At 56.5% G+C, this 13,284-nt stretch carries 11 protein-coding genes; 10 read left to right on the top strand and 1 reads right to left on the bottom strand.

Annotated elements, in window-relative coordinates; all coding sequences use genetic code 11:
• Nucleotides 1-29: 29 nt before the first annotated feature.
• The gene (locus tag HMPREF0574_RS01620) at nucleotides 30-1,340 is read right to left on the bottom strand and encodes a hypothetical protein (RefSeq protein WP_004006927.1); all 1,311 of its coding nucleotides are present in this window, start codon (nucleotides 1,338-1,340) and stop codon (nucleotides 30-32) included.
• 163 nt (nucleotides 1,341-1,503) lie between these two features.
• Here HMPREF0574_RS01620 and HMPREF0574_RS01615 point away from each other — a divergent pair, with 163 nt between their 5' ends.
• The 10 genes from HMPREF0574_RS01615 (at nucleotide 1,504) to HMPREF0574_RS01570 (ending at nucleotide 13,240) form a co-directional block, all read left to right on the top strand.
• Complete coding sequence (locus HMPREF0574_RS01615; protein ID WP_236585870.1) at nucleotides 1,504-1,923, top strand: DUF3040 domain-containing protein; 420 nt, start codon at nucleotides 1,504-1,506, stop codon at nucleotides 1,921-1,923.
• Nucleotides 1,924-2,220: 297 nt separating this feature from the next.
• On the top strand, nucleotides 2,221-2,652 hold the full coding sequence (gene mraZ / locus HMPREF0574_RS01610; protein ID WP_036324503.1) for a division/cell wall cluster transcriptional repressor MraZ: 432 nt from the start codon (nucleotides 2,221-2,223) through the stop codon (nucleotides 2,650-2,652).
• 150 nt (nucleotides 2,653-2,802) lie between these two features.
• Complete coding sequence (gene rsmH, locus HMPREF0574_RS01605; RefSeq protein ID WP_004006924.1) at nucleotides 2,803-3,942, top strand: 16S rRNA (cytosine(1402)-N(4))-methyltransferase RsmH; 1,140 nt, start codon at nucleotides 2,803-2,805, stop codon at nucleotides 3,940-3,942.
• Nucleotides 3,935-4,351, top strand: a complete 417-nt coding sequence (gene ftsL, locus HMPREF0574_RS01600; protein WP_236585871.1) for a cell division protein FtsL — start codon at nucleotides 3,935-3,937, stop codon at nucleotides 4,349-4,351. The genes rsmH and ftsL overlap by 8 nt, the downstream gene beginning before the upstream one ends.
• Before the next feature lie 3 nt (nucleotides 4,352-4,354).
• On the top strand, nucleotides 4,355-6,250 hold the full coding sequence (locus HMPREF0574_RS01595) for a peptidoglycan D,D-transpeptidase FtsI family protein (RefSeq protein ID WP_004006922.1): 1,896 nt from the start codon (nucleotides 4,355-4,357) through the stop codon (nucleotides 6,248-6,250).
• A gap of 6 nt (nucleotides 6,251-6,256) precedes the next feature.
• Nucleotides 6,257-7,807 carry a Mur ligase family protein gene (locus HMPREF0574_RS01590; RefSeq protein WP_004006921.1) on the top strand — a complete coding sequence of 517 codons (1,551 nt, stop codon included), beginning with the start codon at nucleotides 6,257-6,259 and terminating at the stop codon, nucleotides 7,805-7,807.
• 73 nt (nucleotides 7,808-7,880) lie between these two features.
• Nucleotides 7,881-9,332, top strand: coding sequence for a UDP-N-acetylmuramoyl-tripeptide--D-alanyl-D-alanine ligase (locus tag HMPREF0574_RS01585; RefSeq protein WP_004006920.1), 1,452 nt, complete (start codon nucleotides 7,881-7,883; stop codon nucleotides 9,330-9,332).
• Entirely contained in the window at nucleotides 9,329-10,429 is a 1,101-nt protein-coding gene (mraY, locus tag HMPREF0574_RS01580) for a phospho-N-acetylmuramoyl-pentapeptide-transferase (RefSeq protein WP_004006919.1), read from the top strand. Before HMPREF0574_RS01585 ends, mraY begins: the two co-directional genes overlap by 4 nt.
• Nucleotides 10,426-11,913: a UDP-N-acetylmuramoyl-L-alanine--D-glutamate ligase gene (gene murD, locus HMPREF0574_RS01575; RefSeq protein WP_004006918.1), complete on the top strand. Its 1,488-nt coding sequence runs from the start codon at nucleotides 10,426-10,428 to the stop codon at nucleotides 11,911-11,913. Before mraY ends, murD begins: the two co-directional genes overlap by 4 nt.
• Entirely contained in the window at nucleotides 11,888-13,240 is a 1,353-nt protein-coding gene (locus HMPREF0574_RS01570) for an FtsW/RodA/SpoVE family cell cycle protein (protein WP_004006917.1), read from the top strand. The genes murD and HMPREF0574_RS01570 overlap by 26 nt, the downstream gene beginning before the upstream one ends.
• The last annotated feature ends 44 nt before the right edge of the window (nucleotides 13,241-13,284 follow it).

Genomic DNA, 13,284 nt, shown 5'->3' with positions numbered 1-13,284 from the left:
CCGGACCGGTCTCCTGAAATACCGGATGGTTAGCGAGTCCAACCACCCAGTGGCTGATCCCCGGAGGGGGCATTGTAGACCGGGAACATAATGTCGGGATTGATAAAACCGAGCCATGCTACAGTCAGCGCGGTCAATATAGCTATGCCGAGCCAGCCGATGCCGGGTCCAATCAGATTTGCGCGATTTCCCGGATCTGTGCCCACTCCCACCAGGTTTACCCGCGAGGGGTTCATCGGGTAATACCAAGCCTGAGGTCCCTGGGCGGCAACTTCATCGAGACTGTTTGTTTCGTCGCCGAGTTCCGCCCGATTAGCTTCCTCAATGCGGGCTCGTGCGGTGGCGCGTTCAAAGGCTTCGCGTTGCGCCAACAGTTCCGCCTCTCGCTTTAGTCGGGCTTTTTCTGCGGCGGCACGAGCTTTTGGAGGACGTGGGTCAAATCGCGGATCATTTTCCGGTAAAGCGGTGATTTTCACCATGGTAGGTCCGTCGGGAGTGTGCAGTTCAGAAACTGCCGTATGGGGTTGGGGACGTTCCGGGGGAATTGCCGGGGCGACCCGCCACACTCCTTCCGCTTCTTCCTTTAGCTGGGTTCGCACCAGTTTTTGCAGCAAAAGGCTGGTGCGTCGCTGGAAGCCGGGAATCCGCACCTTGCCGTATTGTGCCGGCATTCCTAGCGGTGCCCACAGCAGGGACACTTCAAAGCCGCCGGGGCGCCCGGCGCGACCGTTGAGGCGTCGAATGCCGCTGATCGAAGCCGGCACGGTGGCGGGGCTGGACGTCACGCGAACCCACACCGCGACAGCTTGTCCAAAGCGCAGGAGACCATAGAGAGTGGCGAATGCAAAGAACAGTATCGTGGGCGGGAACAGGAGCACGAAATAGGGGTCTGAGTTCGTGATGAGTTCCATGTTGAACAGGCAGATGCCAGTCATGATGAACTGTGCAATCAACAGCAGTACTGCGTTGATGATGGTTTCCGTGTTCCAGGAGTGAGAGTTTTCAAAACGGATGTCGCGTGGATCGACAACCGAGACCCATGCGGGCAGCGGAAGGTGATAGCGAGCGCAGGTCCGAGCTCGACCGACATGGAGGTCTTCGGGGTTTAAAGTTACGTAATAATATGAGTTAGCTTCACCGGGGTCTTGAAATGGCAAAAGGACCGTGACCTCGTAAGGCAGGGAACGCATGGTGTCGTCCTCGGTGAGGGGCTCGACTTCTTTGATATACGCCTGGATACGGTAGCGTTCTACGCTGCTCTGAGGACGTGCTCGATAGATGAGGATTGCCGCTAAGATTAGTGCCACAACCCACCACAGACCAATAATTAACGCTTGCATAACACAATTAAACCAGTAAAAAGGGCTGTTTATCGAGTTTCGGTCGATTCGTTTCCAGGTCATGTGGCGCGATTAGGATAAAAACAGGTAAACTGGTTTGTAGTAACATGTTGGTTTTGGTTTTGGGATGTTTTCCTCGACCGCGCATTGAAAGGGCATGGTCATGGCATTGTCGGACTATGAAAAGCAAGTCCTGGCGCAGATGGAAGCTCAGCTCCACAATGAGGATCCCAGAATGGCTGACAGGATGCGTCAGACTTCCACGAAGGTCGGCGAGCCTGCGGTGAGTCGCCCGCGGCGGGTTGCTTTCGGGGTCGTTTTGGTGCTGATTGGGGCGACGGTCCTGATTGGAGGGCTCATTGCCACGCCCTATCTGAATGGTCTGGATTTCTTAGGTACTCTCGTGGGAGTGCTGGGGTTCGTGGTTATCGTCCTGGGGTTTTTGAAAATTTTTGGGGTCGGGTCAAAGTCTTCCGCTTCGAAGCCTGCCCCTCGCAGCCAGCCCGCCGGCGCGCCAGCTTCCCGCGGTTCCTTTATGGATCGCCAAAATGAACGCTGGGAGCGTCGCCAACAGGGTGAATAGTCTGTTATCTCGCCTTGTGTCGAGTCGCTGACTCGAGGGTTTTATCCGGTTACCGAGTTTCGGTAGCCGGTTTTTTGTTTCTCAACATCCCTTTTAATCCGTCCCTGAGGGGATAATTGCAAATATTTCCTCCACTCAATAATTCTCTGAATTTTCAACGATTCTTTTGTTAGAAATGCGAAATTTATCGCGTTTTTGCATATTCGTGGATGAAAGTGGAGTAAAGTGGGGTATAACGAAAACCTTATAGGTATCGGGTCAAAATTCAGCGTCACGCTGAGGGTGAAAGGGAAGGTCGTGTTCTTAGGGACCTACGAGCCAAAGCTCGATGACAAGGGTCGCCTGATACTGCCTGCCCGCTTTCGGGAGCAACTCGCAGGCGGAGTCGTCTTGACCAAAGGTCAAGACCACTGCGTTTATGCGTTTGAGACTGGCGAGTTCCAAGCCCTGTACGCGGAACTCCGCCAGGCTCCCCTCACCCACAAGCAGGCGCGCAACTTTTCCCGCGTGCTGCTATCTGGGGCGAGCGATCAAATCCCGGACAAGCAAGGACGGATTAACATTCCGCCCGCACTGCGTGAATACGCCGGATTAGACCGTGACCTGGCGGTTTTCGGAGCGGGTTCCCGGGTCGAGATTTGGGACCTCAAGACCTGGAACGAATTCTTGGCTGCCGCCGAGGAGGACTTTTCAGAAGTTTCGGAAGAAATCCTTCCGGGGCTGCTGTGAGAAAACTCGCGCATAACTGCATAAACCCGCGTGGGTTTGGTGTCCTACCGATTCTGAATGCTCTTCCCCGCAGGCAGACACGGTGGGAAACCTGGCTAACGCGGGAGACGCTAGAAACACGGGGGCATACCCTGAGGAGAAAGAAGAAACGTGAAATCAGTTGCCGAAATCCACCAGCCGGTGCTGGCTGCGGTGTGCGCTGATTTACTGGCACCCGCTTTGACCCCCACCTCAGAAGCTGTCACCCCACTTTCCTCCACCGCCGACTTTCACAATGTTCAAGGTCCTGTCTTGGTCGATGCCACTCTCGGTATGGGGGGACACAGCGCATACCTATTGGAGAGCCATCCGCAGTTGCGAATCATCGGTATCGACCGTGACCCGCAGGCTCGGGATTTGGCGGCAACTCGACTCAGTGATTTCGCCAATCGCCTCAGCATCGTCGGTACGACATACGGGGAACTGGACGACGTGTTGGCGCAACACGGTCTGAGCCAAGTCGACGGGATTTTAGCTGACCTAGGAGTTTCGTCACTGCAGCTGGACGAGGCGGAACGCGGTTTTGCCTATGCGCATCCGGAAGCTCCTCTGGACATGCGAATGAATCAGAGCTCCGGTTTCACCGCCGCCGATTTCTTGAACTTGGCAGAGGTAGAAGAAATTGCCGCGGTGCTGCACACCTACGGTGAAGAAAAATTTTCTTGGCCCCTCGCGAAAGCTATCGTGAAAGCCCGACAGAATCAGCCTTTGCAAGTTTCCGGACAACTGGTACAAATCATCCGCGACACGATTCCCGCCCCGGCGCGGCGTACCGGAGGGAACCCTGCCAAACGCACGTTCCAAGCCCTGCGGGTGGCGGTTAACGACGAACTCGGCGATTTGGAACGTTTCCTGACAAAGGCGCTGGCAAGCGTGCGAGTCGGTGGACGCATCGTGGTTGAAAGCTATCAGTCCCTGGAGGACCGCCTGGTCAAGAGGGCTTTCGCGGCAGGGATTCACCCCGCGGCGCCCAAGGGGTTACCCGTGCTGCCTGAACAGGCGCAGCCTTGGCTGCGCGACCTCACACATGGCTCTCGTCTAGCTGATGAGTCTGAGGTCGCTCAGAATCCACGCGCCGCCTCGTTGCGATTGCGCGCCGTGGAAAAGACGCGGGAACCCCACCCGGAAACTCGCGCGGGGAACCTTGTGAGAACCAAACCAAAACCGGCAGAAAAACGGTTTCCCACCCTGATGAAATTACGTGCTCAAAACCCCGTCCGCCCCCTAGATGAAGGAGACCCTCGTGACTAACGTAGCCACTTCCAACCTGGCTTTGCGCAAACCCGGCAATGTTGCTGGGACGCCGCTCCCGGCTCGGAGTGCCTCCCGACCGCAGCTGCAACTGGTTCCGAATTTTCAGAAGCGTCGTATCACGTGGCCGATGTGGCTGACGGTGGCAGCGATGCTCGTCGTTGCTCTGGTCGTACCCGTCGTCATCAATACTCAGTTGGCGATGACTTCCTACGACATGTACGCCATGCAAAACGAGTTGAACTTGTTGCTCGACCAGCAAGCTGACTTGGTGACCCAGGCTCGTGAAGCCCAATCGCCGCAATATCTGGCAGAAAAAGCCCGCGAAATCGGATTGGTTCCCGCCGGGGAACAGGGCTATGTGACATTGTCGACTGGCGAAATCATTCCCGGGAAAGCTGCGCACTAGGGGTTGCAGAGGGCGTCTCGCCTGGCGAAACCCCTCGCGTTCACGGCGTGGGAACGTGAAAACAGGGCAGCTCGGGGCGAAACTGGTCTGGTGAGTAGAGTCCGAAAAAACCTGTTGGTGGGGACCATCATCGCGGTGCTGTGCATTTTTGCAGTTCGTTTGGTGGTGGTGCAGTTGGTACAGGGACCGGAACTCGCCGCGGCAGCTCAGGATCAGCGCAGTCGCATTCACGTCATTAAGGCTCAGCGTGGGGACATTCTGGACTCGTCTGGCAGGCAGATGGCAACCTCCGTGAAACGTTACAATATCGGGGTTAATCAGGTTAAAATCAATACCTATTTTCAGCCGAAGACCGCGGGTAAAGATGCCCAGGGTAACCCGAAGGTTATCTATGACCAATTCGACCGACCCGAGGTTGCGGCTTACGGACCGGCAGCGGCAGCAAAGAAACTGGCTCCGATTTTGAAAGCTGAACCCGCCGAGCTGGGCGGAAAACTGACCGCGCAACCCGGTAAAAAGCCTTCAACGTTCGTGTACATTGCCAAAGAAGTGACCCCCGAAGTCTGGCGCAAAGTCGCGAAACTGGGAATCCCAGGCATTGAGCCCGAAGAAATCACGAAACGGATTTATCCCAACGGCAACGTGGCAGGAAACATCATCGGTTTTACCAATATCGACGGGGTGGGCTTAGCAGGGCTGGAATTGAGCCAAAATAGCAAGCTCGCCGGGGTGGATGGCAAAGACTTCACGGAAATCGGTCGGAAGGGACAAACCATCCCGGTTCAAGACAACTATCGCAAGGAAGCCATTGCCGGGCAAACCATTAAGACGACTATCCTGCTGGATTTGCAGAATACCTGTCAGCAGGTAGTCGAAAAATCTCGCTCTCAGTTCGGGGCGCAATCCGTCATGGCAGAAGTCCAAGAGGTCGGTACTGGAAAAATCCTTGCCCTGTGCGAGACGGATACTGTCAACCCCTCAGATCCCACCAAAACCAGTGATAAAAATCGCGGATCCAAAGCCGTCTCTACGGTTTATGAGCCGGGGTCGACTTTGAAAGTTCACACCATGGGGGCGGTCATTGATGCCGGTAAAGTTACTCCTACCAGTACATTTACTGTGCCGGCTGCAATCACCATGTCTAACGGGCAAAGTTTCCGGGACTCGACTCCCCACGGTACCTACGCACTCACCGCGGCGGGGATTATTGCGAAATCATCGAACGTGGGAATCGTCCAGGTTGGTGACCTGGTGACGGACACCGATCGGTATCAAAAGCTGAAACAACTCGGTTTTGGCAAGCTCACCGGTGTTGAACTGCCCGGCGAAAGTGCAGGTCTACTGGCAGCGCCCGAAAAATGGGACGGACGCCAACGTTACACCATCATGTTTGGTCAAGGTATCGCCGCAACCATCCTCCAGGTCACCAACGGTATCGCCACGGTGGCGAACGGGGGAGTGGAAGTGCAACCCCATCTCATCGAATCGTGGAAGAAACCTGACGGCAGCATGGAAAAGAGATCTGTGGATGCGGGGACCAGGGTCTATACCAAGGATACGTCTCGGGAATTGCTGACCATGATGGAAGGTGTTGTCTCTGCAAAGGGTGGCGCTCCTGATGCCCAAATTGAGGGCTACCCGGTGGCAGGAAAGACCGGTACCACCCAGATTATTGAAGCCAATGGCAGGCAAACCGGGACCGTCGGGTCCTTTACCGGGGTGTTTCCCGCAGATAATCCCCGCGTGGTTATCACCGTGGTGGTACACCGCCCTTCTGCCTCAATATATGGTGCAGTGGTGGCGGTACCTGCCTTTAAAGAGATTGCGGGGGCTACGATTAGAGAACTGGGAATCCCACCCACCGACACGAAGCCACAGCTGTATCCGATTGGAGATTAGAGAAATATGACTCTGGAAGTTGCTTTTGACCCCTACGCGCCGGATTTGCATCGCTTGCCCTGGGTCGAAGTTACGGATTTGGCACAAGCCGTGGGCGGCACGGTTCACGGTGACGGCGGGAGTGTGCGCGGTGCGGTGATTGATAATCGAGCGGTGCTCGGCGGTGAACTATTTGTGGCGATGCCTGGGTTCCACGTGCATGGCGCCAAGTTTGCCGCCGACGCAGCTTCGCGTGGAGCCGGGGCAGTGTTGAGCGATCCGGAAGGGATGGCGTTCCTCACGGACCTGGACATCCCCGCTATTATCGTGCCCGATGTGGCTTCCGTGGCTGGTCAAGCCGCAGCTATTGCCTTCAACCGTCCCTGTCAGCAATTGAGCGCGTGGGGCGTGACAGGTACAAACGGAAAGACCACCACCACCTACCTTTTGCGTCATCTGCTGCACCGAGTGGGGCACCTGTCCTCGCTGGTGGGCACGGTAGAAGCCGCGGTGGGAAAGAAAACCGCTCCCGCTTTCATCACGACACCGCAAGCCCCGCAGCTGCAAGCTTTCGCGGCTACGACGGTGCAGGAAAATGTGCATCACATGGTGGTGGAAGTCTCTTCGCACGCTTTGGCGATGGGGCGGGTGGATCCGCTGCATTTTGCTTGCGTCGGATTTACGAACCTGTCCCAGGATCACTTGGATTACCACGGCACGATGGAACAATACTTCCAGACCAAGGCTTCGCTGTTCTCCCAGCAGCGCAGTGATCGCCAAGTCATCATCGTTGACGGCGTGTGGGGTCAGCGCCTGGCAGAGCAGCTGGAACGTAGCGGGCAACATGATTTCGTGACCCTGTCTCTGACGGGTCGACCGGCTGATTGGCAAGGGAAAATTATCGAGCTGGACGGTGGCTTTACCGAACTGCGACTGCGGGCTTTCGATGGCAAAGAAGCCTCCGTGCAGGTACGGATGCCCGGCACGTTTAACGCAATCAATGCCGCCCTTGCCATCGTCATGGTGGTGACAGGATTGTCTCCCAGCCCGCGTCAGTTAGACGGCGACATTTTGCGCCACCTTACCGTGAATCCCATCCGACTGGACGTGCCGGGACGGATGGAACTGCTGTGTGAAGAGCCACGGGTGATTGTGGACTTTGCACACAACCCGGATTCCACCAAGGTTTTGCTAGACACCATGCGGATTTCGACCAAAGGTCGGTTGCTGTTGGTGATGGGCGCTGACGGACAGCGTGATCCGGGGAAACGTCCGATTTTGGGTCAGATTGCTGCCGAGCTGGCAGATTTCACCTACGTTACCGACGGGGATATTCACGAGGAAGAACCCAGCGGGATTCGCCGAGACGTGATGGCTGGAATGAAGGGTTACGAGGAAAAATTTGTGGAGGTCGCCCCGCGGGAGGTGGCAATAGAGCGAGCCATTTTAGACGCGCGTCCCGAAGATACGGTCGTGATTACGGGGCGGGGACACGAGTCCATCATGTTCACGCCGGAAGGTCAATATGACCTCGACGATCGGGTGGTCGCCCGCGAGGCTCTGTCCAAGCGGAACTGACCCCCTTTTCTGACCGGGGATGGCGTGGGATAAGATTAAAGCTGATTTGTTTGCCTTTTGAAGGAGTCCACCTTTGATAGATATGACCCTTGACGCCCTACGTGAGGCGATTGGTTTGGAACCTGGGGAAAACTCGACTCGGATTCAAGGCAGTGCGCACACCGATTCGCGTTTGGTCAGCACCGGAGATGTCTTTGTGGCGTTGCCTGGAGAAAACACTGACGGGCATCACTTCTTGGGTTCCGTGGCTCGCCGTGGGGGAAAGGTTGCCATCGTCAGCCACGACCGCGCCGAGATTCTCAATCAAGGGTGGGCGACCGCCGAAGAGTTGGACCAGTTGACCGTGCTGCAGGTCTCCGACCCGCAATATGCCTTGGGGCGGCTGGCTCGGGCGCACTTGCGACAACTGCGTGCCCAAGCCCGCGGAGGAACCGGCAAACTAAAACTCGTCATTGGCATTACGGGGTCCGCCGGGAAGACCACCACCAAAGACCTGACGAAGCAGCTTTTATCCACCAAAGGTGCCACTGTTGCCCCCGTGGCATCATTCAATAATGAGGTCGGACTGCCGCTGACAGTCTTGGAAGCGGACGTGTCTACCGAGTACCTGGTTTTGGAAATGGGCGCTTCGCAGCCCGGTGACATCGCCTATCTGACCGACATTGCGCCACTGGATGTGGCTCTGGTCCTGATGGTGGGAGTAGCACACCTGGAGTCGTATTCATCGGTTGAGGCCTTAGCAGCCGAGAAAGCGACCATCCTGGAAAACCTGGGACCTTCAGGGATGGCCATTTTGAATGCGGACGACCCGCGGGTGGAAGCCATGAGCGGACGGACTTCGGGACGCCTCATGTACTTTTCAACGAAAAAGAACACCCCGGTGCGCATCACCGACTTGCGACTGGACGAGGCCGCACGGGGCAGTTTCCTGCTGCACACCCCGGAGGGTAGCGCTCCGGTACAGCTGCAGCTCCTCGGTGCGCATCACGTCACCAATGCGGTGGCAGCCGCGGCGATTGCGCATGTCGCCGGGATGACTCCTGCCGAGATTGCAACTGTGCTCTCAAATGCTACTCCGGTCAGCGAACATCGCATGAACCTGGTGCATTTGGCAGACGGAGTCGACCTCATTGACGATGCGTATAACGCGAACCCGGATTCGGTGCGAGCCGCCCTGGACGTGATTGCGAAATCGGGAGCCACTCGGCGCGTGGTGATTGTGCTGGGGGACATGCTGGAACTGGGCGAGACGTCTCCGCAACTGCATGGAGAAATCGGGCGTTACGCCGCGAACCTCGGAATTTCGGTGCTGCTGACCGTCGGACCGATGGCGAAGCACATCGAAAGCGCCTACTCCGCGCTGAAGCGCGATGGGGAAAGTCATCAGGTGATGGATGCCACCGCTGCCGGTCGGTTGCTGCAAGAGATTGTGCGTCCCGGTGATTTGATTTTGGTTAAAGGTTCTCACGGTTCGGGTTTGTGGAAATTGGCGCAAGAAATTGAAGAAAGGGGCCGCGTCCGATGACTGCGGTATTGACTGCCGGTTTTATCGCCCTTCTATTTGCCCTGCTGGTCACCCCGTTCTATGCGAAATGGCTGGTCAACATGCAGTATGGTCAGTTTATTCGCCAGGATGGTCCCACCGCGCACTATACGAAACGCGGTACGCCCACCATGGGCGGGGTCATCATCATCCTTGCCATCATTATCGGGTGGGGAGCGGGACACGTTCACCAGGTCGTGACCAGTGGAAAGGGACCTACCGTTTCGTCCCTGGTTCTCATCTTCTTGCTGGTCGGTCTGGGATTCATCGGCTGGTTAGACGATTGGATTAAGATTTCTAAACACCGTTCTCTAGGGCTAAACCCGACTGGGAAGATACTTGGTCAGTTGGCGGTAGGGTCCATATTTTCTGGACTGGCACTAGGATTTGAGAACTCACGTGGGCTGAGCCCCGCTTCCACGAAAATTTCTATCATCCGGGACACGAACCTGGATTTGGCTTTCGCCGGTATTGGGCTGGGCGTGGTGCTGTTCCTGATTTGGGCAAACTTCCTGGTGGCAGCCTGGTCTAACGCGGTGAACCTGACGGATGGTCTGGATGGGTTAGCGACCGGCACTTCGATTTTCGTCTTCGGCGGGTACACCATGATGTCTTTCTGGCAGTTCTCGCAGCGCTGCGGTATCGAGGGCACGAAAGCCCCCGCGTGTTACGCTGAAATCCGCGACCCGCTGGACATTGCGATTTTCTGTGCGGCAGTGGTCGGGGCACTGATTGGATTTTTGTGGTGGAATGCCTCACCGGCGCGTATTTTTATGGGCGATACCGGCTCACTTGCACTGGGAGGTATCCTGGCGGGAGTTTCGATTTTCACCCACACTGAGTTCCTGGCAATCATTATCGGTGGTCTGTTCGTGATGGAAGTCATCAGTGACATTATTCAGGTCGGGTTCTTTAAAGCCACTCACAAGCGCGTGTTTAAGATGGCTCCGATTCATCATCACTTTGAATTGTTGGGTTGGAAAGAAATTACCGTGGTCGTGCGCTTTTGGATTATTGCTGGGTTGATGACGGCCGTTGGAGTGGGACTGTTTTATTTCGATTGGGTGATGAAACTGTGAAAGATACACAATTTTCCGGTGCTTCCATTGGCGTATTGGGGCTGGGGAAGTCCGGGCGTGCCGCAGCCGACGTGCTGGCCGCTCTCGGAGCCCATGTGACCTGCTACGACGCGAACCCGGACGCCTTGCAACAGGCACGTGAGGAACTTGGTGACCGGGTGGACTATTGCGCTGCCACGGGCGAACAGCTCCAGGGCGAGGCAGCCGCCGCGAAAGGGCACAAACTTTTCATAGTCTCTCCAGGAATTGCTCCGCATAATCCTCTCTATCGCCTCCCCGAGGCTAGCGCGCCCATGTGGTCAGAAGTCGAACTGGCGTGGCAGATTCAGGAAGCCATCGGTAACCGTAACTGCAAGTGGTTGTGCATTACCGGCACGAATGGAAAGACCACCACGACCGGAATGCTGGCACAGATGCTCATTACTGGTGGCGTCGTAGCAACCGCAGTGGGTAACTATGGCACGCCCATCGTCCAAGTGGCTGCCGAAGGAGCCGTGGATGCACTAGCGGTGGAATTGTCCTCGGCACAGCTACATTCCACTTACAGCTTGAAACCTTGGGCAGCAGTGTGGCTAAACTTCGCGCCTGATCATATCGACTGGCACGGCAGCGCCGACGAGTATGCTTGGGACAAATCGAAAGTCTATTGCGGGGTGCAGCGTGCCGCCCTGTATCCTGCTACTGAGGAACTGCCGACCAAGGTGCTAAGCAAACGTTTCGTCCAGGAACAGGGCTTTCCTGCGGAAAAGTGCATCGGTTTAACGCCGGGTATTCCCGCCCCGGGCTTTTTGGGTGTGATTGAGGATGTCATTGTGGACCGCGCTTTTGGGGAAAATAACGAAACCCAGGCGCTGGAACTGGCAACTTTTGCGGACCTGGAACACTTGAGCGGAGCAAAAACGCCGACCTCAGCCCTGCTGGCAGATACTCTGGCAGCAGCCGGACTGGCGCGCTCCTACGGTTTGCAGCCTGTTTGGGTGCGCCGCGGAATTCGCGAGTTTGAGCTGGCAAATCATCGCCGTGCTGTAGTCGGCACGTTCGGGGGCGTGACCTATATTGATGATTCCAAAGCGACAAATACACACGCGGCAGCCGCGTCACTGCGTGATATTGCCGATAAGCGTGCCGTGTGGATAGTCGGGGGCGACGCGAAAGGTCAAGATTTTCATTCTCTGGTGCAAGCGGTGGCTCCGAAGGTGAAAGCTGCCGTGCTGATTGGTCTGGATCCGGAGCCTTTCGAGAGTGCATTTGCTGAAAACGGCGCGGGAATCCCAGTGAAACGGGTCGCTCCGGGGGACAATCTTATGGAAAGAACACTCAACGAGGCGCGAGCTTCAGCCGTTCCGGGGGACACCGTGCTGTTGGCTCCGGCTTGTGCCTCATGGGATCAGTTCAACAACTATCACGAGCGTGGCGACCAATTTGCTCAGGTGGCGCGGAGACTGGGGGAGAACCAAGATGGCGGGGAGGAACAAGGCTCCTAAGACACCTCGAGACGCGAAACTACCGAAGGTTTCCTCGCGAAAGTCAGCCCCCGTCTTGGTTGACGTCAACTCCGCCTCAGCCCAAGCTGCCGCGTCATCCCGGGAAAAGCCCGCGCTCCCTACCTTGATTGGGGGGTGGAAGAACCAGCCGGTCCTGAGTTATTACCTGATTTTGGTCACCACCCTGCTGCTGTTCATCATTGGCTTTATCCTGGTGTTTTCCGCCTCGACCATCACTGCCCTGGAAAGTGGGGCAAACCCGTTTCTGTCCTTTGGGAAACGTTCGCTGATTTATGTCGCGGCACTGTTGATTTTGCTGATTACTTCCAGAATTCCGTTGGCTTTTTATCAAAAGTGGACCTGGTGGTTCCTGGGAGCGTCATGGTTGCTGCAGATTATGGTATTCGTGCCGGGTATGCACGGTGCTTCTGCGGGCGGTAACACGAACTGGATTAACCTCGGTGGTGTCTTTACCATCCAGCCTTCCGAGTTTATGAAGCTGGCTCTGGTAGTTGCGTTGGGGCGGGTCTTGGCGGATCCGGAACTACGGGAGGCTAGAGATCAGAAACGCTGGCTGCTCAATGCCGGGCTGCCCGCGGTAGGGTCGCTGGGCTTGGTCATGATTGGGCGAGATTTGGGCACCGCGATGGTGATGGCAGCGCTCATTTTGTCGGCGGTATTCGTGGCAGGGATTCCCTGGCGATACTTTGCGGGGACCATCCTGTTAGGAATTTTTGGGGTCACCCTGGCAGTGATGAGTTCCGCCAACCGTCGCCGCCGCGTCTTTGGATTCATGGATGCCTCCACCACTGACCCCACCGGTATTGGCTACCAGCGACAGCACGGCTTGTGGTCTTTGGCTACCGGGGGGTTGACCGGGGTCGGTCCGGGGGCCAGCCGAGAAAAATGGTCCTACCTGCCGGAAGCGGATACGGATTATATTTTTGCCATCTTGGGTGAGGAATTTGGAATTCTGGGGACTTTCCTGGTTCTGGGTTTGTTTGTGGTGCTGTGCCTGACAATGATGCGGATGATGACTCCCGAAACCAATCCGTTCGTGTGCTACACCGTAGCGGGTCTGACAGGCTGGATTTTTTCCCAAACTATCATCAATATCGGTGCCGTGATTGGTCTGCTCCCGATTATTGGGGTGCCCCTACCGCTGCTTTCTTCAGGTGGCTCCTCCCTGCTCTCCATCATGGCAGCGATGGGAATGATGATGTGTTTCGCGCGTGCCGAACCAGGGGCTGACGCAGCCCTGAAAGCTCGGATGCGTCCCCTGCGACGCGGGGCAGCGGTGTTGCTGCCCGGACGGGTGCACCGTTGAACGTTTCTCTTGACATCGATAAAGTGGGGAAAAACGGTCGCATA

This window comes from Mobiluncus curtisii subsp. curtisii ATCC 35241 (assembly GCF_000146285.1).
In the GTDB taxonomy this organism is placed as follows: domain Bacteria; phylum Actinomycetota; class Actinomycetes; order Actinomycetales; family Actinomycetaceae; genus Mobiluncus; species Mobiluncus curtisii.
Note: the sequence above shows the minus strand (reverse complement) of the source record. Positions and strands in the feature narration are given on the sequence as shown.